We start from the raw sequence: 21155 nt of genomic DNA, 5'->3' as shown, positions 1-21155 counted from the left end.
TCAGTGTCCATTCAGAGGTTGCTCGATTCCGGGGTGCGGCCGAGGCTCAGGCGCTCGGCGATGAGGATGACGGCCAGCGAGAAGGCCATGATCAGGGTCACGTAGACGAGACTGACGGCGGCCTGGTCGGGATCGGCCGAAACTGCGCCATCGACGATGGCGATCGGCAGAGGCTTGTTGTTGACGTTGTAAAGGAAGGCCGAGAGCGGGTATTCCGCCAGCAGATTGTTGAACTTCATGCCGGCGACCAGGATTGCGGTCGGCGCCACGAGCGGCAGGACAACACGGCGGAGCCGATACGGCCCCGAGGCGCCCATTGCCCGGGCCGCTTCGTCGAAGGCCGGATCGATCCCGATGAAGGCCGAGCGCATGAAGCGGACCATGAGCGGCAGGCTGAAGATGACGTAGCCGATCGGCAAAAGCCAATAGCTGCCGAGCAGAACGAGATTGCCGACGAGCGGATTGGGCGCATCGAAAGCAACGATCAGCCCTACGGCAAGCAGCATGGTGGGGATGATCCAAGGCAGGACAAAGCAGATATCCAGGCCTCGCGTCAGCCAGTTGCGCTTGCGCACCATGATCGGCACGGCAAACAAAGTGATGGCGAGGCCGACGGCAACCGCGATCGAGCTCATCAACATCGAATTGAAGAAGGGGACAAAGGCCGCGCCGCCGCCCAGCACCCGAGCGTAGTTTGCCAGCGTGAAGCTGGAAGGCAGGACGTCGATGCCGATGCTCGAAGCCGGGGCGAAGGAGAACAGCACAATGAGCGCGACCGGCATCAGGTAGATCGCTGCCAGCAAATAGGCCAGCGCGGTCACCACGATACGGGCAAGCGGATTGCGTATCGCCCGCAACTGGATGCGTGTTGTCGCCTTAGCGCCGGCCGTATAGGCGCCCTTGGCCTCGAAATACTGCGACAGCAGGATCAGCCCCATGAGCACAAGCCCCATCAACAGCGCCAGCAGCGCCGCCATGTCTGGCCGGCGCAAGCTGTTCAGCGTCAGGACCATCTGGCTCAGCATGTGGAAGTCCCGGCCGCCGAGCACCTGGGGCGCGGCAAAGGAACCCATCGCCGTAATCAGCGTGAGCAGCGTAACCGCGAGCACGGTTGGCAGGATGACCGGCAGGACGACGCACCGCAGAATCGTCATTTCCGAGGCTCCCATGCTACGGGCCGCCTCGATCGTCGAATAGTCGACGCGGCGCATGGCGGCGCGCAGAAACAGGAAGTGAAAGCTGGTCATCAGAAAAGTGTGGGCGAAGAGAACCCCAAACCAGCCGATGAACCAATCGCGCGGCAGCGACGGGAAGAGCGCGGCCAAAGCAGCAGTGATGGCACCGCTCGGACCATAGGTGAAGTTGTAGCCGGCAGCCGCAACGACGCCGCCGAAGACGAGCGGCGTGGAGAAGGCGATTTTCAGAAAGCCACGCCCCGGCACGCGAAAATACTCGAGCACCGCCACCTGGAACATACCGACGATCGTGACGGTGAGGGTGGTCGCCGCCGTCATCCAAACCGTGTTCCAAAGCGCTGCGCGGACGCGGCGAGAGCGTGCGAGTTCCGATACCGCATCAAACATGGCCAAACTGCCGAGCCTGAACAACGCGGCCTGCAAGGCAGCAAGCATCGGAACGAGAAGGAAGGTCAGCACGGCCCAGGCAATCACGATCAAGCCGAGCCAGTAAAAAACACGGTCCAGGCGGGTGGATCGGCTCATCCGGTCACCTCCTGGAACACATGCGCGGCGCCGGGGCGAATTCCGAGCGAGACGGTACTGCCGGGTTCAGGAAGCTGGTCGCCGATCAGCATTGCCGAAAGCGCATGACCCTCGACCTCGAGATCGACGCGGCTATGGGCTCCGAGGAATTCGACGTGGTTCACTCGCGCCGGAACGCCGGCGACCGCCCCAAGCAGGACGTCTTCATGGCGCAGGAAGCTGCGGCCTTTGACATCGTATCCCAGCAGGCGCGCCGCGAGTGGCGGAGCAAGTTCGTTGGAGACGCCGATGAACTCGCATATGAACGGAGTCGCCGGCTTGCGGTAGAGGGTACGACCATCGCCGATCTGCTCGATCTTGCCGTGATTGAGCACCACGATGAGGTCGGACATGGTCAGCGCGTCCTCCTGGTCGTGCGTGACGAAGATGGCGGTAAAGCCGAGCTCCGACTGAAGGCGCTTGATTTCCTTGCGCATCGCGGCGCGCACCTTCGCATCAAGATTTGACAACGGCTCGTCGAAGAGCAGCACGCGTGATCCCGTGACGAGCGCGCGAGCAATGGCGACGCGCTGTTGCTGGCCGCCCGACATGTTCGCTGGCTTCTTGTCGAGCTGATCGGAAATACCGGCCATCTCGGCAACCTCGCCGACGCGCCTTTCCACCTCCGCCTTGGACTTCTTCGCCACGCGCAGCGCAAAGGCGATGTTCTCGAACGCCGACATCGTCGGAAACAGCGCGTAGTTCTGAAAGACGATGCCGACGTTGCGGCGCTCGGGCGGAAGGGCGGTAATGTCTTGCCCCTCTAGGAGCACCCTTCCGCCCAAAGCCGGGAGCAACCCGGCAATGGTGCGCAACACGCTGGATTTTCCGCTCCCCGACGGGCCGAGGAGCGACACGAACGCCCCGTCGGCCACGTCGAGGTTCAGGTCACGGACAACGGTCATGCCAGGGAAGCCGACGTCGAGTTTGTTGAGGGACAGAACGCTGTCAGCCATGGCTCTAGACCTCCGATCCATGCAGAGCCGCGCTCATTGACGGATTTCAAGCTCGATCTTCTGCAGCCAGCTGTCGAGCTTTGGAGCGATTGCATCCCAATCGATCGGCTGGGTGTTGACGAGCTTGGCATTCGCCTGAACGGTGGCCGGCGACTTGGCGAGCGCTTCCGGCAGGACAGGGACCTGGCCGAACTTGGCGGCGTATGCGGCCATCACATCGGCCGATCCCCACCAGTCGACGAAGGCCTTGGCCTCATCGAGTTGATCGGTCCCGGCCATGATCGCCACACCTTCGGAAATCACCGGAGTGCCGCCGTCGGTGTCGATCACCTGGACTTTCGCGTCGAGGTCATCGGCCCGCTTCAAAGCGCCGCCGAGCCAATTCAGATCGATGGAGGCGCGACCGGACTTGAACGCCTCGAGCTGGGAATCCGCATCGTTGGCGATAATGCCCTCAGCATAAAACCTGTCCAGGAAATCCCATCCCTCATCGGATACCTCACCATCGGCGTCGAGGAAACGGACGAGGATGCCGGCAAGATACATGCGGGTCGTCTGGGCCGCCGTGGAGCCGATGACATATTTGCCCTCATAATCGTCCTTCGTCAGATCCAGCCAGCTTTTCGGCGCGTCTGGGTCGGCCAGTCGGTCGGGGTAGTACGCGAGCACGATCGGCGTCTGCCAGAACTTGTGGACCAGGCCTTCCGCGTCCTTATATTGTGCCGGAAGGTCCTTGGCCCAGGACGGCGAATAGGGCTGGAAGAGGCCTTCCTTCTTTAAGAGGGCCATCGAGGTGTCTACCATCCCGAGAACGACGTCGGCTTGCGGGTTGTTCTCCTCGGCGATCAGGCGATCGTAGAGTTCGCCGCCCCCTGCGTTCAGTAGCTTAATCTCATGACCCGCTGCCTTGGCCTGTTCAGCGATCCATGCCCCGCGCTCACCGCCTTGCGGGCTGTAGACGGTCAGTGTGTCGGCCAGCGCTGGAAAGGCCGCGGCCACGACGATGGCGGCGGTCGCAAATGCAAATGCCAGTTTCATGATGTTCTCTCCCTTATCGAGCGACGCGCTCCTCTTACGCCGGCTCCATGTCAGTTTAATTACATTGCGCAATTTAATTTTCCTTGCAATAGCTTTCCTGAAACTTCGACCGATTTGCGGACTTTGCCATGCCTGTTTTGCCCGAGCTCTCCCTCAATGAACGACGCCTCGTCGAGTTGATCTTCAAGAACAGGGGCGTGGCTCGCATCGAGTTGGCGCAGATGTCCGGGATGACCGGCGCCACCGTGACGCGTCTGGTTGCGAGTTTGCTGGATCTCGGCCTGATCACCGAGGAGGCGGATCGAAGCGGAGCGCAAGGCCAGCCACGCCGGTTGCTGCAGCTCCAGGCCCGCCGTTTCTTTGCCGCCGGCGTCACCTTTTCGGTGACCCGCATGGAAGTCGTCATTATCGATCTCAGCGGCTCGATCGTGGCAACGAGAAGCGTGGAGGTTCATACGGCAAGTCCAATGGAAGTGGTGGAGGCGGCTCAGGCTGCCGTCGATGACATGCTCGCCGCCTTATCCATCCAGAAGAACGACCTTGTCGGAATTGGCGTTTCCGTTCCGGGAAATTTTGGCACCGCCTCGAACCTGTTGAAAGCCCATCCCTTCTTTCCTGCGTTCGAAGACGGCCAGGCGATCGAAGCGTTCCGTGAGGCGTTCGACGTCCCATGCCATGTCGAAAACGACGGCACGGCTGCCGCACTTGGCGAATACGTGTTCGCGGGTGACAACGTGCTGGATGATCCGCTGTTCTTCATCCACATCGGCCATGGCGTCGGCGGCGGCGCGGTGATCGACGGCAGACCTTATGGCGGCGCGCACGGCAATGCTTGCCTGCCGGGTGTCCTCTATCCCTACGATCAGCCGCGGCCGTCCGGGCAGGACCTTCTCGCGACGTTGCACGCGGCCGGTTTCCATCTTCGAGATTTCGAGGAGATGGACGCGATGCCTCAGGCCGCTCGCTCCACCGTTATCGAATGGATCACGCGCGCTGGCGCGCAGCTCCGGCAAGCCGTCCGTGTCGCAACAGCATTTTTCGATCCCGCGCGTATTGTCGTAGGTGGGCGGTTACCCGGCGATCTGAATAAAAGGCTTGTTGAAACGATCCTGTCTGAGCCGATAGAAGGACCATCGCGAGGTCTGCCGACCGCTCCGGTTTCCGTATCTCGACTTGGCATTCGCGCCGGCGCCGTTGGTGCCGGCTGTGTTCCGTTCTTCAGAGCATTTTTTACGGGTGCCGTCGCCAATGGTGGAAGCGCCTACCTGAACGGTAGACGACCTTTTCCTCGGACTCCCGCCCAATAGTTCCGTGCCGGAACACGCAACGCTACCACAGCCCCAAGCTGTGCAGCCGGAAGCTGTTGCACATGAGGCCGACTCGTCAGGAAATCCCGCGCAAGACATGTCGAGACCACTGCAGACCCGCCCCTTGAGCAGGGAGCTTCACATGTCCGAGCTGAGGATATTCTCATCGTCAGACCAATCGGCGCCGGCAGGTTATTCCCTTACAGCGCCGCGCGTCTTATCGGACGCGCAAAGGTCGCTGTAGCGCTTTGAATTGCTGCATGTTTTTCCTTGAGCCGAGGTTGATTCAAAGAGACATGCAGTAGAGTGACCTTTGAGCAGCATTCCAACAGGCGAAGGCTGTCGCATGTCTAACTGTGTGTAGCATCTCTAAAATGCTTCACTCCAAAAAATTGGGACCTCGATCGGGGTTCCACCGGCGCATCAGGACCCTTCCGAAAATCGTCAGTTTATTGACAGCTAAGCCTTGTAGAAGATTCGGCGCTTCCGGGATTTTGCAGCCGCCCTCCATGATTGCCTGCTTCGGCAGTGGTCGGTGATCACCGTCGATTTTGAGAGCTCCTGCTTCTCAAAGCACTCGGCGCAATCCTTCATATTGTTACCGAGGAGACAATATCGATGAATGTACAACGGCCCGGACTTGCCGTGGGCCCCCTTTTCGAGAATCCCGAATCAGAAAGTTCAGAACCAGGGTCTCCGGCCGCCGCCGCACGTTGGGTCGAAGCCTCTACGGAGGCGGAGGCGTCCGCCGCCTCCTCGTCGCAAGGCCAGATCGTGGCAGCCCCGACCGCCGAAGAACGGCCATGGGAGGGTCGTCCGCAAGAGGCGGTAAGTCGAACGAGGGCCTGGCGGGAGGCGGGCGATGTCGATGAGCCGCTGGATCTGTCGTTCCTATCCCTGACCCCCTTGTCCATCCCCCTCGTATCCGGGCTCCGGCGCCTGAACGTCAACAACAATCAGCTAGGGGATCTGCCAGACACCCTCCCGGGAACGCTTCTGGAGCTGGAGGCCAGCGAGAACCGGCTGACCCGCCTGCCCGACCTTCCTGCCGGGCTCCAGAGGCTGAACGTCGAAAACAACCGGCTGACCAATCTCCCCGAGCCCCTCCCGGCCGCGCTCGAGTGGCTGGGTGCTGGCTACAACCAGCTAACCCGCCTGCCCGAGATGATTCCCCCCGAGCTTATATGGCTGGGCGCCAGAAACAATCAGCTGACCAGCGTGCCCGAAAGCCTGCTGACGCAGCTAGGCCAATGGTCTAGCATTGATTTGGAAAATAATCCGCTGCCGCATGGGGTACAAACAAACTTGGTGACAGCCATGCATGCCGCGGGTTACGCAGGACCGCAGATCTTTTTGCCTATGGGACCGGTGGAACTTGCACGACGGCCCCTTCACGAGGTTGTCGCGGATTGGCTCGAGGGGGATTTGGAAACGGTGGCCGCCTGGCGGGGCTTCGCCAACGAACAAGGTGCCCGGGATTATGCACATTTCCTCGACCGGCTCCGTACCACCGTGAACTATGGCAATGATGCGTTCCGGCAGGCGGTGGCCATAGGTCTGCGGCAGGCAGTGGCCAGGCCGCAATTGCGCGCACAGTATTTTGAGCAGGCTTCCGGAGCTAGCGATAGCTGTGAGGATCGCATTACTTTGACCTGGAATGGAATGCAGACCGCACTTCTGATCGCTGATGTAGAGGACGGGGTCTATGACGGGTCGCTCCACCAGCTTCTCCAGCACGGCCGTGTCATGTTCCGTTTGGAGGCACTGGACGGGATCGCGCGCGAGACGGTCAACTCGCTTCGACGTACCGATCCGGACGCCGACATCGACGAGATCGAGGTCTATCTTGCCTACCAGACACAGCTGCGCGACACCCTGGAGCTGCGGCACGTCGCCCCAGACATGCGCTTCTTGAACGTCTCTCACGTTACCGAGGAGGACGTTGCCAGAGCTGCCAGTTCCGTGCGGGAACTTGAGGCGAGGGGATTCGGCGAGTATGTGGCAACGCGCTGGCAACCTTGGGAAAGAGTCATGAGGCGCATCGCCCCCGCAAGCCATGCAGCGATGCAGGAGCAGCTCATCGAAGCGATGGGAGAGGAGTTCAGAAGCCGCTTGGACGAAAAGCTCGCCGAGCACGGCCTGACGGGTGATGCCGATGCCGAACGGGTATTCGGAGCCGAGATCCTCAACGACATCGCCCGCAGGATCAAAGGCGAGACAATGGAGAAGGTGCTTCGGGGTCGCGGTCTTGAGCTGTGAAGCGGCCGTCCATGCGGTGGCTGTCAATTGCTGTTCCTGCGGCGGTCGCCCGCGTCTATTGCGCGACCGAGATCAGGTTATGCCAGGCCGGTAGCAACGGCGCCAGCGACGGTGAATTGGTGCGCGTGGGAAACCACCAAAGCCGTTCTGGCCGGGACGGACATTGCAGGTGTTGCGGGCGTCACGGAATGCGTTTTCAAATGAAAAGCTCGAGTCATTGTAGTTTTCTAACTCCCGCCATTAGACCGCCCGCCCACTCGCCGGCCGTCCCTGCCCAGTCGGTACCATTCAAGGATACGGTTTACGACCATCGAGTGGCGCAGATCGTGAACGCGTGGGCCGGCTTTGCCTTTCAACCCGGCACGACGTATGACGTCTGTAAGCAACCAGGTGATCCTTCCTGGCGTGGAGCGGGAACTGCCTTGTTCGTGCCAGAACAGGGCGGAGTGAGGAGCCTGCTATGCGCCGACCCGACGCCGTGCAACGATATAGGTCCGAAGCTAACCACTACACTGTCGGGAAGCGGCAGGATCCGGGTCTTGAAGAACTTTGTTTGCCGAACCGTGATGGTGCCGTCGCCGAGGTTAACGTCACCAAGATCAAGTCTGGCCAATTCGCCTCGCCGCAGACCCGCGCAATAAGCCAGCAACAGCATGGTATACATGTTCTCCTGGCGAAGTGCAGCTCGCGGCGATGGATAGGATCGCGCAATGTCGAGCATCCGTCTCAAGTCGGCAGGTGAGTAGATATGGGGCTTTCGCCATTGCCTGGCCACCTCCTTCCGGGGTCTCGGATCCGACCGGCGCGGAGGGACCGACGGGTCACGATGCCGTAGGATTTTCGCGAAGGCGCGCTCGAGTTTTTCGCGCTCGTACGCATGGTTGCGCGTGCCCTTCGTTGCCGCCCACTGACACACACTCAGCGGCTCGGTTTCCAGTTACGGGTTCAGCTGCAGGAACCGATCGAACTGCAAGAACAACACCGGTTGCGACGTATACTTGTATCCCCTGCGACGCATCATCGCGACATGCTCAGCCATGATCCCGCCCAGCGCTGCCGAACGGTTCGGGCTGACGCAGTTGGGCAAGAGCCTGTTCTGGATCACATGATATCAATGCGCGCCAGACTGGCATGCACTGTTTGATGTGGCATGCCTCACGCAAATCTTCGACGGGATTGTGATCAATCGCAGCCGCTTCCAAGAAGTGGTCGAGGAACCGATCGATAATGCGGGTCCGATGTAGCAGTGTCGTCGCAGCCCAACGGTCAGACGACTGCCGCAACCAGGCCAGTAGCACCTGTTGGTCGAGTGCCTCGTGACGTTCGACAACGTCCTGGAAGCCATGCAGGACTTGACGGTAACAAGTCCGGCTTTTGATACTGCGCAGATCAAGGCTCGCGACATAGCGGCCAATGTACGCGCGATCGGGATCGGGCCAACGGGCGGTCATGCCGACACCTCCGTTCCCGGCAAATCAAGAGCGATGGCCCTGAGATCCTCGGTCGCAAGCTTGAGGTAGGGCGCCGTCGACGCAATCGATCGATGCCCCAACAACTCACCGATGATCTTTTGTGGCACCGCGGCGCGCAACAGTTCGGTCGCGCGCGCGTGGCGGAAGATATGAGGCCCACGCTTGCCCCGGGGTTTGACGCCAGCGTCACGTAGCCGCCGTCGAACCATGCTGTATAGCTTGTCGAGCTTGCGATAGGGTGCACGCGTGCGAACGAAGAGTTCTCTCGCATCTGTCGCGGGCCGTCCGGAACGCAGATAAACAAGGATTGCTTCGCCAACCGGCTCCGTCAAGGGAAGGAGCGTGTAGGCTTGCGTTTTGCTGTGACGGACACGAATGGTTTCGGTCCGCCAATCGATATCCTCAATCCGCATGTTGCGGATTTCTCCTGATCGCAGTCCGTAGGTGGCGAGCAGTTGTAATATCGCATGGTCCCGCAAGCCGGCCGGCGTTTTGTCCCTGCTCGCACTTACCAGAACCGCTGCGATTTGGTCCCGCTCCAAAATGGAAGGCACGCCTTCATAGGCGTAAAGCCGCGGCGCCAGAACATGCGGCGACAGGTCCGTTCCAATGAGCCTTGTCCGATGGAGATAACGCAGCAGCGAGTGAAGCCGCTACGCTGCGCATTTCAGCGAACTGCGCGTCAGTTTCGAGGCAAGCATGTCCACATAGCGGTCGATGTCGCCGACGCTCACTTCCATGAGGCCTTCGGCTCCGCATCGTTCCAGTTGCCAGCCCAGGAAGTGTCTGGCCTCCCACAAGAACGCGTCGATGCTCGCCCGAGCAAGACCACGCTCCTCGCGAAGCCAGGTTTCGTATTCGTTGCAGATCGCAAACCGCAGTGCGTCGGCGGCGCAGGTTACTTTTGGAGCAGGTGGCCACCGATCCTGCACAAGTCGCAGCAGTGCGTCACAGATATCGCGCTACCTCGGCTTCGGTCACATCTGCGACCAGAATTCCTCGCTGCATTAAATAATCGAGAAACTCCTGTGCATAGGCGCAGTAATTTCCGATCACCACCGGACTATATCGGTGACTGCTCAGTATGGCTTTGAGTTCAGTGATTAGTTCTCGTTCAGATTTCGACATCAATAGCTCCTCTGCTGGTCGAATGACCGCAGAGGTTCGCTGGAAAATAATACAGAGCAAAGACGGCGACAAACAGCAGAATTGTATTCATTTTCTGCGCCGGTCCCGCGCTCCTTCGCATTATGGTCACCTGATGATTAGTCAAACGGGGGAAGACGGATGCAGCCGACGCTGAGGCGATTAGTGAGGCAGTGACGCGCAAGACGATGCGCTTCGTTCCGGTGAAAATCCCCCGAACAGCAGGCGGCGGCGATGGTATTGAAGACACGTGCCCTTCTGGTTCGTCAGCAAACTCAGACAATCAACGCGCTACGTGCTCACCTGTCCGAACTGAGGATCATTGCCGGCATCGGCACGGTGAAAATTGCAAGCCTGATCTCGCCGATAAAGACGAGCCGCTTCGGATCGAAGCGGTCTTGCCAGGCCTTCCAGCGGGCTCTGCGCCGTGCAATCCCGCAACGATTCCGATAGGAAATGATCCGCTCTCGTTTTTCCAAGTCCGGCCCTCAACGGAACCACCGGGGCCCTCAAGCCGATCTGTTGGAATGCATTCGTTCGCATATTCCATGGTTTGAATAGGCCCCATACAAAAAATGGATTTTCCCAGTCTTGCCACATGGTGCATAGCGAAGCTCCCCACGCGTGCCTCGCCTACGCCACCTTTCGTTGGGGCATGACACCACGACAATAGAGAAAGGCTGATAGATGAAGAACGTCACATACCTCTTGGACCCGGAGTCTTTCGCACTATTGGGATTGCCGACGGTGTCGGCCTCGCGCCGATCTTTGGTTTGCTCGGTTTTGCCGCCTAGTGCAGATGATCCGCTTTGACGATTCGCATGCGCTATTCTTAGATGAAGAAGTACCGCGCGATGGGGAACAGCGTTCACGGTTTTTGCCTAGGCCGGTGGAACACGAAGGTAAGGGCACTTGTCTGCCGCGCCTGCCAGACAATCGGAACCGAAAACACGGTCCACCGCTATTGCACGCCTCTTACTGCCGCCCATGTTGCAAATTTAACCCGAATTTTCGGAGGTATATCTCATGAATCGTAGGACCGTGCTGATGCTCGCATGCACCGCAGCAGTCGCCACATGGCTCGTAGCCTCGCCGGACGTGCGGGCGGACCCCGTTGCGGATATATGTTACCTTTTTTGCCCAGCGGAGCAGGATGACACCGTCGGCGCGTTTTGTTCATCTTTTTGCTCCTCATCTTCGTCCCTTCCGCTTCCAACGGACCCTCAGAGCGGAAGCCAGGTAGAGAGTCAAAATCCGACTCGAACCACAGACACTGCGAGCCGAACGTCAGAGAAGCCGTGACAGGAGTAGTACAATTCAGGCCTTGGCGGATCGTCTGGGTCTCGAAAAAACGCTCTCCAGTTGCAGAGCCGCTGTCAAAGATCGGTAACACGTTAGCGATTGTTTCGGCGAGCGATGTGGCTCGACGCGCATCGCGATCTGGTTGGCTTAATGGCGCGAGACCTGTGTCGGCACAGCGGTCAAGGTAACCGGGCGCCAAGGCCTGCCTGCGGAGGAGGTCCTGGGCTGCGCTGCTAATGTCGCTTGGCACGTAAATGTGAGAATGCGGCTGTTTCAGCTGGGCTTAGCATTTAAAGCGGGTCTTCCTCACTTTGTGTGGTTCACTCGCCGTTAGACATCCTGCCGCTATGGGATGCAAACCAAATCGAAATGGTCGCCCGGCCCAGGGGCAAAAGTTTTGGGTGTCGCGCTCACCGATGATGACAGTTGGGTTGTTTGCGCTGCCGGACCAGCGTTCGGCATTTGCCCCCCCCTGATTGCGGACGGCGGACCCGAAATCGGCCGGCTGGACCCCAGAAGCCTGCAAGATCTGCCGGTCCAGGGCAAGACCGTAACGGTGAAGCTTCGGTTGAGCCGCTGGCGGTGCGCACATCAGAACTGTCAGCGACAAACGTTCACCGACTGACTGCCGACGATTGCTTCCCCTTATGCGCGCCGGACAAGGAGGGTCTCTGAGATTGTCGGTCTGCTCGGTCATAGTGCAGGCGCCGTCCCGGCGAGCGCTTGATGCGAAGGCTCGGCATGCCGTCCGCGACGACACGATCCTGCGGCAGCTGAAGCGGGATGCCGCGCCGCGCTCGCTCATTGCGACGCCGCAAGCGCGTCAGGTGGCTGATCGATTCCATCTTTATGCAGATCTGCGGGTTGCAATCGAGGAGCAGATGAGCCTTTCCGGCCGTGCCAGGGGACGAGCATTGCTGCCGGACAAAATCATCGGGAACGCGCAAGTCGATCTGATTCAGGATGATCCTCACGTTGACGCAACGCATCGGCGCCGGGTGCGTCACGGTCATCGACAATCACGGCAGGTGGTGTTCGAGACTGTGCACGCCTTGCGCAAGAAAGGTCTGTCCTGTTCGGCGATCGCACGTCGCACCGGCTACGGCCGGCGCAGCATCGCAAAATGGCTGACTTTCGAGACGCCACCCGACCGACGGAAGTCGGTGTTGAAGCCGACATCACCCATAAAAGATGGCAATCGCTGCGGACGGCATCTGTACACGATATCAAACAGCGCGGTTACATCGGCAGTTTCTCGAATCTCGAGCGACTTCTCGCAGCCTGGCGCCGCGCCGAGAGGTCGAGCAAGGACAGTGCGTCGCCGGCTCCTATCATACCCGATCAACCGGCTCGCGATGTTGTCCCGATGCGGGATCCGGAGACTGGCCACGTGATCTCGCCGGTGGTCGCAGCTGCCCTCTGCATGAGGCCGCGAAGCATGCTGACGATCAATCAGGCGAGCAAGGTGGACGCCCTGAAGCAGCGATCACATGAGTTTGTCCTGATGCGCAGCCTTGCCATGCGATTTCTGGGGCAACGGCCAGGCAGAAGGCCAGATCGACCGCCTGAAGACGATCAAACGTGCAATCGATGGCAGAGCAGGCGCGGAGCTCCTGAGAGCACACATGCTGCCGCTCGACAATACTCATCACCACACAGAGTGGCCCCACACCCTTGAGGAGATGGTCCTTTTACGCCGTGCATCACGGTTTATCAGGCACCGGCTATGTGCGCTACGACGACCGACTTAATTATCGGCGGCACGCTTCGGAGCTCGGCGAGGGAGACATTCACTTTGGCAAGGGCCAAGACGGCAATGCCATTCCGCTCAGCCGCCGGCCAGCATCCAGCGGATCGATAGATAAGCACCCCGAAAACTACCTCGCCGCAGTATACCCGTCGCCTATGGATGTCCTAAATAGGAGAGTTCGTCAGCTTTTCGAAAGCTCAGCCGAATAGCAGTGGGAAGGCCAAGACCGACCAACCTACCTGAATTCAGAAATGGGCCTCCATCCAAATTTCGCAATGCATTACTTCAAGCAAAATCTCGTGCCGCGGAGGCAGTCGTCACCTGAGGCGTTAACCGACCAAGTGGAGCTCTGCCCCAGCGAGCCACATAACTCGCATGCAGCTCTTCACTGCCGAAACTCCTCAGACGCCAGTAAACCCTGCTACCCGGCAAGGACGAGTATCTCCCCGTGCGGATACAGGGCGGCCGAATTGCTTTATACGAATGCAAACGACATCTGCGCCGGGCCGACTGCGGGGTGGCTCCTGAATCTCAATAACAGCGCGCCGCCCCGAACGAACGCGCTATCCGCGGCGAGGAGTCTGCACCTGCGCACCACAGCGAGAAGTTCATGCGCATTTTGGTGACTGGTGGCGCCGGCTTTATCGGATCAGCGCTGGTTCGGTATCTCGTGAGCATCAACGCGGAGGTCCTGAACGTTGACAAGTTGACCTACGCTGGCAACCTCGCTTCGCTGAAGCCGGTCGAAGGTCTCCGCAACTATCGGTTCCTTCGCGCCGATATCTGCGACCGAGTGGCGATAAACGAAGCTTTCGAGACGTTTCAGCCGGATTACGTCATTCATCTGGCGGCGGAAAGTCACGTAGATCGCTCGATCACCGGAGCGGACGACTTCGTCCAGACTAACGTGAACGGAACTTTCACAATGCTGGAGACAGCGCGGCAATACTGGAGCAATCTGTCCCAGAATCGGAAGGCATTCTTTAAGATGCTGCATGTGTCGACCGACGAGGTTTATGGCTCACTTGGAGACCGCGGTCAGTTCGAGGAGGTTTCACCGTACGACCCATCTTCTCCCTACTCGGCTTCAAAGGCGGCGAGCGACCATTTTGCAACCGCATGGCAGCGAACATATGGGCTTCCCGTGGTCATTTCGAATTGCTCCAACAACTATGGACCGTTCCACTTCCCCGAGAAACTGATCCCGCTGATGATTCTCAATGCATTGGATAGGAAGCCTTTGCCCGTCTATGGGACGGGTTCCAACATTCGCGATTGGCTCTATGTCGACGACCATGCCCGAGCCCTTTGGCTGATCGTCAGGGAAGGCCGTCCTGGTGAGAAATACAATGTCGGAGGTCGCAACGAGTTGCGCAATATCGACGTCGTCAACCGCATATGCTTGCTCCTCGATGAGCTTAGTCCCAACGCTTCGCACTATGGTGACCTAATTACTTTCGTGAAAGACAGGCCGGGTCACGACGCACGCTACGCCATTGACGCCACGAAGCTCGAAACCGAGCTTGGCTGGAAGGCGCAGGAGAATTTCGATACCGGCATACGCAAAACGGTGGAATGGTATCTGGAAAATGGCTGGTGGTGGCAACCGCTGCGGGACAAGGTTTATTCCGGTGAGCGCCTCGGTCTCCTGGAGAAAGCGTGACAGATGCGGCTCGCGGTGACCGGCAAAAACGGACAAATCGCCCTCGCTTTGAAGGCGCAGGCGCGACCTGACGTCGAGATACTTACTTTGGGGCGGCCGAATTTCGATCTGGCTTGCCGCTCGACTGTCGCAAGCTCCATCAGGGATGCCGCACCGGACATAATTGTCTCTTTGGCCGCCTATACCGCCGTCGATAAGGCCGAAAGCGAGCCATACGAAGCCTTCGCTGTGAACCGCGATGGAGTGCAGGCACTGGCCGAGGCAGCCGCCGGGCTCGGTGTCCCAGTTATTCATCTTTCGACAGATTACGTGTTTGACGGTGCGAAGCCGGTGCCTTACTGCGAGGAAGACCGCACAGGCCCGATTTCAGTTTATGGCAGGTCCAAACTTGAGGGTGAATTTGCGGTTGCCTCCGCCAACCCAAATCATACGATCCTGCGCACTTCATGGGTCTATTCTCGATACGGCCAAAACTTCGTGAAGAAGATGCTCCGGCTCGCCGATACGAATGACGAATTGAATGTCGTCGCCGATCAGCTCGGCTGTCCGACATCGGCTGACGACATCAGCGTCGCCGTCATGACGATAGCCAGACGGATGCTGTCGAGCTCATCGGCTGATTTGCGCGGGATATTCCACCTGTCAGGATCGGGTGAGGCCAGCTGGGCGGCCTTCGCGAAATACGTCTTTTCCGTTTACGACGAGATAACCGGGCGCCAAATCAAAGTCCATGACATATCCGCTGCAGAATATCCCACACCGGCTCGCCGCCCAGCAAATTCGAGGCTCCACTGCGACAAGCTTGAGCGAACCTTTGGTATCCGTCTGCCAAATTGGGAGGAGTCCACGCGCCGGCTGGTTTGGGCGCTGCTTTTAGAAGGGAAAGATGCGTGAAGGGAATTATTCTAGCAGGTGGCAGCGGTACGCGCCTTCACCCGATGACGCTTGTCATGTCAAAGCAAATCTTACCTGTCTACGACAAGCCGATGATCTTTTATCCGCTGACCACGTTAATGTTGGCCGGAATCCGCGAAATCCTCATCATCTCCACGCCGCACCACATGCCTCTCTTCCAGGCATTGCTGGGGGACGGTTCGCAATGGGGGATCTCCTTAAGATATGCTGTTCAGCCCAGCCCGAACGGGCTGGCGCAGGCCTATGTAATCGGTGCCGATTTCGTAGCTGGTTCACCCTCTTGCCTGATCCTCGGCGACAACATTTATTTCGGCCACGGCTTGCAGGGACTTTTGCAGCAAGCGGCCGCCCTCCAGCAAGGAGCCACAATTTTTGCCTATCATGTCAACGATCCGGAGCGCTATGGCGTCGTTGAGTTCGATGAGGGCATGAACGCGCTCTCGATCGAGGAGAAGCCTGCGGCACCGAAATCGACCTGGGCCGTCACGGGACTTTATTTCTACGATTCCGAAGTTGTTGACATCGCCGCCAATCTCAAACCTTCAGCGCGTGGCGAATATGAAATCACCGACGTCAACAGAATTTATCTAGAGCGTGGGAAATTGAAGGTTGCTGTTTTGGGGCGCGGGTACGCTTGGCTCGATACTGGTACTCCCGACAGTTTGCTCGAGGCTGCAGAGTTTGTGCGCACACTCGAGAAGCGGCAAGCATTCAAAGTTGCCTGCCCGGAGGAAGTCGCTCTGGCAATGGGCTTCATCTCAGTAGAAGAATTTGCGCGAATTGCGGAGAGGGCCGGAAAGGGAGATTACGGCGCCTATCTTCGGCGGCTTGCGTGAAGCGCCGCGTGATCAAGATGGCAACAAGGGCTAGCGACATGCATCTTCTGAACGTTCCGCTCAGTCAGCCGCACTTCTTTGACCCCCACAGTGCGTGGCTGCGACATGGCCCCTTTGGGATGTGGCTGGTTCACGCGTTGCGGCCGCGGCGAATTGTGGAACTGGGCACGCATTACGGCTTTTCCTACTTTTGTTTTTGTCAGGCGGTGGCCGCGGGTGATCTGGCGACTGAGTGTTTTGCGGTCGATACATGGCAGGGCGACGAGCATGCTGGGTTTTACGGCGAAGAGATCTATCATCGCGTGATGGCCCACAATCAGCAATACGTCAGGTTCAGCAGGCTTTTGCGCAAGACCTTCACCGAGGCGCTGGACGACATCGAGGACAGTTCCGTTGATCTGCTGCATGTTGATGGTCGCCACTTTTACCACGACGTAAAAGCGGATTTCGAAAACTGGATTCCTAAGCTGTCGCCCCGCTCAGTTGTGCTGTTCCATGACACTGAAGTCCGCGAGCACGGGTTCGGTGTTTGGCAATACTGGGCGGAACTCGCAGCCATCCGTCCATCGTTGAACTTCCCCTATCAGCATGGGCTGGGAATGCTGTTCTGGGGCAAAGAAATTGCGGAGGGGCTCGCGCCATTGGCGCGGACGCTTACCGACACAGAACGGCTCAATTGGCCGGTCGAGTACTTTGCCTTGGCAGGTGAAAGCTATGTGCGCGACGCCACGCAACGGGGAGTCATAAAAAGGTTAGAATTGGCGGAAGCGACCATCGAGGAGCGTAAAGCCGAGACCGTGTTGGTGCAACAGAAGCTGCAGGAAGCGCGCCGCCGACCGCTCAAACAATTAAAACGCAAGCTGGTTTTCAACATGTTGCGTGCAGCTGCGAAGGCTAGCCCGCCGCTGCCGTCGCGCACCGCTGAGCGATTTCGCCGTTCGGCGGCCAAGCGCGATCCGATGCGAGACGATCTGCAGACACTGAGCGGCCAAGGCTTCATGACCTATGAGGCGGTGGTGCGAGGCTGGGGGAAGCAGCGTCAGGCGCTGGCCGGCCGGCTGAGCGAGCTTGTGCGGCGCTTGCAGAACGGACCGCTGATATCTGTAGTCGTGCCCGTTTATAATCCCGATCCGGCCCTGCTGGTCGAAATGATTGAGTCGGTTCGAGCGCAAAGCTATGCCAATTGGGAATTGTGTCTGGCTGATGATTGCTCGACCGATCCCGAAGTGGGCCGCGTTCTGCGCAACTACGCCGCACAAGATCCGCGAGTGCGCGTGGTCTTTCGTGAAGCGAATGGTCATATGTCGCAGGCGAGCAATAGCGCCATCGAGATTGCGAGGGGCGCCTACATTGCGCTTCTCGATCATGATGATCTTTTGGACCCGGATGCGCTGGTGCTGGTGGTGCAGGTTATCGATGCGCATCCTGATGCCAAGATCATCTACACCGACGAGGATAAGATTGTTGAGGGCGGTACTCGTTGCGATGCGCATTTCAAGCCTGATTGGAACCGCGATTTGCTTTACGGGATCAATTACATCTCGCATCTGGGGGTTTTTGATGCGGCGCTTGTGCGCGAGGTGGGGGCGTTCCGCGAGGGCTTTGAGGGCGCGCAGGATTACGACATGCTTCTGCGCTGCATCGAGCGTGTCCAAGATCGCCAGATCCATCACATTGCCAAGGTGCTATATTCGTGGCGTGCAACTCCTGGCAGCGCGGCGGCTTCGAATAGGGCGAAACCCTACGCCAACGAAGCGGGACGCCGCGCGCTGGAAGAGCATCTGGCGCGTACCACGGGCAAATCGATTCCAGTTGTGCTGGGCCCGATTCCCTTCAGCTATCGCGCGCTTTGGCCGATGGAGGGGACGCCGCTGGTCTCGATTATTATTCCGACCCGCGACCACCTAAACGTGCTGCGCGCGACGGTGGAGAGCATTTTGGGTAGGACTATGTATGGCAATTTCGAACTGATCGTTGTCGACAACGGCTCGGTCGAAGCGGATACCCTGGAGTGGTTCGGTCAAATCGAGGGCAGCGATCGGCGTGTGCGCGTGCTGCGAGACGCCCGCCCCTTCAACTATTCCGCGCTGAACAATGCCGCCGTTGCGCAAAGTCGTGGTGAGATCGTGGCGCTTGTGAATGACGATGTCGAGGTGATCGCGCCCGACTGGCTATCCGAGATGGTGGCATTGGCGCAGCGTCCGGGTGTGGGTTGCGTGGGTGCGAAGCTGTACTATCCAGATGGCCGTATTCAGCACGCTGGTGTGGTGATTGGTCTGGGAGGTGTGGCCGGGCATGGACATTTGCTCTATCCGGGTGAGCACGCCGGTTATTTCTGTCGACTTAAATTGCGGCAGAACTACAGCGCTGTCACCGCGGCCTGCCTTGTGATCAAGCGCGAGATTTTCGACGCGGTTGGGGGGCTGAACGAGTCCGAGCTGACCGTGGCCTTCAGCGACATTGATTTGTGCCTGAAGGTGCGCGCGGCAGGTTACAACAATGTCTGGACGCCATGGGCTGAACTCTATCACCACGAGTCCGCCAGCAGGGGCCACGAAGACACCCCGGAAAAACGGGCGCGCTTCCGGCGAGAGGTCGACTATATGAAAAGGCGATGGAAAACGCATGACTTCGCCGATCCGGCTTACAATCCAAACCTAGCACTTGAGAGAAACGATTTCGTATTGTCTTCACCTCGTTGGTGTATCAGCACGAAACTGACGTGATGGCCGAATTGGCTGGCCCCTTACAGGCGTGTAGCGCTGCCGTGGCAACTGTTGGGGCATCCAGGCAGCTCGCGCATCTGAACCAGCTTCGCTTGGGGTCGCGTTCGACTATCACCACGCCAGAGGAGCTCATCGGGCACATGGGCAAGAGAGTCATGCAGTCGCAAAGAATGATCCTGAACTGCGAATCCGTGACCTAACTGAGCTGGGTTTGAACGAAAGCGCAGATTCCACCGATTCCGCGTTGCGTGCCTGCGACGGGATTGTCGACGCAACCGCCGACGCGCACTGCTTTAATTTTTGCGCCGCGGTCGCAGCCTCTCATATGGGGAGAAGTGTTTGTCGGCAGCTTCTGCTTTCCCTCTGCAAGGAAGCCTGACAGCAATCTCTCCATTGCCGCCGTCAAGTCGTCCGGCTTCTCTTCGCGGAGCCTTTCCGCCTATGCGACGAAAGCCGAGAGCAGGCTCTTCATTTCATCCGGCGCGTTTCTCGAACCGCCTGAGCATCTCCAGCCCGCTTTGTGCATGGCCGAGAAAATCGGCGTTTCGCTCCGTAATCTCGGCCAGCATCTCGTTTGTGATGCGCTCGCTTGGCGCGGCGAATTCACCGTCGACCGCAGTCCACGTAAAGGACGCGTTCTTGGCTCGGGGCGACGTCTCGTGAAACTCGTCCTGGCTCTGCCCGAACGCCTCCATGGCAGCCTCCCAGTCGCCACGGGCTTTCGCATCTGTTTCGGCCTCGGAGCCCTTCAGCATATACGCATTCGATTTGTTCTTGGCCGCGTGACCCCCGAAGGCTGCCAGCACCTTCTTCTGTTCGAGCTGATCAGCACGGCCCAGTCCCCTTCCGGGCGTACCGGGGATCGCTTGCATTCGCCGCATTAGCGTGGCGATCGTTTGAGCAATCTGGGTTTTGCGTCGCGGTCGACAGATACGGCCACAGGCGCGGAATATCGGCCGCCGGAGGGCCGGGTGGATTTGCCAACGTTGGCAGGGGGCGATACGCAACGCGGCCTGGGAGCGAGATAATCCAGTACTCGCCGAAGCTCCCACTGATGAGTCTGCTCTGGATCGAACGCTACGCGCTCTTGGACGAAAGCCGACGGAGCGGATTGATCCTCCTGCCCTTCCCGAAGCTCCTGTAACCGACTGCTAGCTTCGCGCGACGGCCTGGGCTGCGCAGTGGCGCCGCCGATAAGCCTCGGTTCCATCAGTACTGCGCTTTCAGGATTGATGGGGACCACAGTCTCGAGCTGAGGACTGAGCTTAGCTCGAGGACCTACGATGGGCGCGCCCGCCGACCGAAAGGTCCGGAGATGGTCTATTGCCCCAAGGAGTTTGCCGGGATTACCCTTTCCGATGAACGCGGACACGTCACCGCTCAATGACTTACTGTCGACCTGAGCAACAAGGCTTGGTTTGTTTTTTGCGAAGAGCCAACGGCTAAAGCTACGAAGAGGACTCGCATATGTGCAGGCGGAGTCTCTTGCCATCCCGGCCTTGATGAAGGCCTCCTCAAGCCCCAAGAGTTCGTGAGCATCCTCGGAATAACAGGCCGCTCCCACGGATCCCCGCGGGCCACAATCCCAGTTGGTTGAGCCGGTTGCAGCGCCGAGGCGGCTGGCATTGCCCCACCACCTTCACCTGAATTGGCGACCTCGCTCAGCTGCTGCTCAATGGCAAGGGCTTGCGGATTGTTTAGGGTCCTCGGCCTCTTCGCTGCTCTCAACTCAGCTGTGTCATGCTCATCGTTGATGAGGATTTCCTCGCTTGGCAAGAGGCTGCTCGTGGCAACTGCACCCATCGGCTCGTCCGGGGACTGCTGGCTGTCAAACACATTCGTTGAGGGACTACGGTGTGGCCCCTGTCAGGCATCGCGTTATCGGCTTGGCGCGCCTCGTGTAATTGCTGCTCAAAGTCCTCTTGCCCGGATCGGTCCGGTTGATGCTCTTGCGAGACCTCTATCTGCGGCCCGGCAGTTACATTGAACGATTCAACATTGTGCGGGTCCACGCTAGCCTCACGC

12 protein-coding genes and 4 pseudogenes are annotated in these 21155 nt (G+C 59.1%); 8 read left to right on the top strand and 8 right to left on the bottom strand.

Annotation, left to right across the window (positions count from 1 at the left end; translation table 11 throughout):
* Positions 1-11: 11 nt before the first annotated feature.
* Genes NGR_RS31855 through NGR_RS31845 form a run of 3 tightly spaced genes read right to left on the bottom strand, consistent with a single transcriptional unit; the run spans position 12 to position 3754 of the window.
* Complete coding sequence (locus NGR_RS31855; RefSeq protein WP_010875381.1) at positions 12-1721, bottom strand: ABC transporter permease; 1710 nt, start codon at positions 1719-1721, stop codon at positions 12-14.
* Entirely contained in the window at positions 1718-2716 is a 999-nt protein-coding gene (locus NGR_RS31850) for an ABC transporter ATP-binding protein (RefSeq protein WP_240545249.1), read from the bottom strand. The genes NGR_RS31855 and NGR_RS31850 overlap by 4 nt, the downstream gene beginning before the upstream one ends.
* Positions 2717-2749: 33 nt before the next feature.
* The gene (locus tag NGR_RS31845) at positions 2750-3754 is read right to left on the bottom strand and encodes an extracellular solute-binding protein (protein WP_164924757.1); all 1005 of its coding nucleotides are present in this window, start codon (positions 3752-3754) and stop codon (positions 2750-2752) included.
* 128 nt (positions 3755-3882) lie between these two features.
* Between NGR_RS31845 and NGR_RS31840 the strand changes: the two genes are divergently transcribed.
* Complete coding sequence (locus tag NGR_RS31840) at positions 3883-5061, top strand: ROK family transcriptional regulator (protein ID WP_010875378.1); 1179 nt, start codon at positions 3883-3885, stop codon at positions 5059-5061.
* A 618-nt stretch (positions 5062-5679) separates the two neighbouring features.
* Positions 5680-7320, top strand: a complete 1641-nt coding sequence (locus NGR_RS31835; protein ID WP_010875377.1) for an E3 ubiquitin--protein ligase — start codon at positions 5680-5682, stop codon at positions 7318-7320.
* 352 nt (positions 7321-7672) lie between these two features.
* Here NGR_RS31835 and NGR_RS33500 read toward each other — a convergent pair whose 3' ends face one another.
* The 3 genes and pseudogenes from NGR_RS33500 to NGR_RS33490 all read right to left on the bottom strand — a co-directional run bounded on the left by NGR_RS33500 (position 7673) and on the right by NGR_RS33490 (position 9920).
* Positions 7673-8041 (bottom strand): tyrosine-type recombinase/integrase, encoded by a 369-nt coding sequence (locus NGR_RS33500; protein WP_240545248.1) that lies wholly within the window; start codon positions 8039-8041, stop codon positions 7673-7675.
* A 310-nt stretch (positions 8042-8351) separates the two neighbouring features.
* On the bottom strand, positions 8352-8771 hold the full coding sequence (locus NGR_RS33495; RefSeq protein WP_010875375.1) for a hypothetical protein: 420 nt from the start codon (positions 8769-8771) through the stop codon (positions 8352-8354).
* Positions 8768-9920: pseudogene (locus tag NGR_RS33490) on the bottom strand (site-specific integrase). The gene NGR_RS33495 and the pseudogene NGR_RS33490 overlap by 4 nt, the downstream one beginning before the upstream one ends.
* Before the next feature lie 140 nt (positions 9921-10060).
* Between NGR_RS33490 and NGR_RS31810 the strand changes: the two are divergent.
* Positions 10061-10259, top strand: a pseudogene (locus tag NGR_RS31810) (IS110 family transposase); the annotation flags it as partial.
* 8 nt (positions 10260-10267) lie between these two features.
* On the opposite strand, the pseudogene NGR_RS33940 reads toward NGR_RS31810, so the two are convergent.
* Positions 10268-10387, bottom strand: a pseudogene (locus NGR_RS33940) (IS630 family transposase); the annotation flags it as partial.
* Positions 10388-11592: 1205 nt separating this feature from the next.
* On the opposite strand from NGR_RS33940, the pseudogene NGR_RS31805 reads away from it, so the two are divergent.
* From NGR_RS31805 to NGR_RS31785, 5 genes and pseudogenes are all read left to right on the top strand, one after another.
* Positions 11593-12874 (top strand): annotated as a pseudogene (locus NGR_RS31805) (ISL3 family transposase); the annotation flags it as partial.
* Positions 12875-13600: 726 nt separating this feature from the next.
* Positions 13601-14653: a dTDP-glucose 4,6-dehydratase gene (gene rfbB, locus NGR_RS31800; protein ID WP_010875372.1), complete on the top strand. Its 1053-nt coding sequence runs from the start codon at positions 13601-13603 to the stop codon at positions 14651-14653.
* Positions 14654-14656: 3 nt separating this feature from the next.
* Positions 14657-15547 (top strand): dTDP-4-dehydrorhamnose reductase, encoded by an 891-nt coding sequence (gene rfbD, locus NGR_RS31795; protein WP_010875371.1) that lies wholly within the window; start codon positions 14657-14659, stop codon positions 15545-15547.
* Positions 15544-16404 (top strand): glucose-1-phosphate thymidylyltransferase RfbA, encoded by an 861-nt coding sequence (gene rfbA / locus NGR_RS31790; RefSeq protein ID WP_010875370.1) that lies wholly within the window; start codon positions 15544-15546, stop codon positions 16402-16404. The genes rfbD and rfbA overlap by 4 nt, the downstream gene beginning before the upstream one ends.
* A 17-nt stretch (positions 16405-16421) precedes the next feature.
* A complete protein-coding gene (locus tag NGR_RS31785; protein WP_240545287.1) occupies positions 16422-19130 on the top strand; it encodes a glycosyltransferase in 2709 nt (902 codons plus the stop codon).
* 473 nt (positions 19131-19603) lie between these two features.
* Here the strand turns inward: NGR_RS31785 and NGR_RS31780 are convergent, their stop codons facing one another.
* Positions 19604-20002 (bottom strand): AbiV family abortive infection protein, encoded by a 399-nt coding sequence (locus NGR_RS31780; protein ID WP_240545247.1) that lies wholly within the window; start codon positions 20000-20002, stop codon positions 19604-19606.
* Positions 20003-21155 lie beyond the last annotated feature (1153 nt).

The sequence above is a fragment of the Sinorhizobium fredii NGR234 genome (assembly GCF_000018545.1).
GTDB lineage: Bacteria > Pseudomonadota > Alphaproteobacteria > Rhizobiales > Rhizobiaceae > Sinorhizobium > Sinorhizobium fredii_A.
Note: the sequence above shows the minus strand (reverse complement) of the source record. Positions and strands in the feature narration are given on the sequence as shown.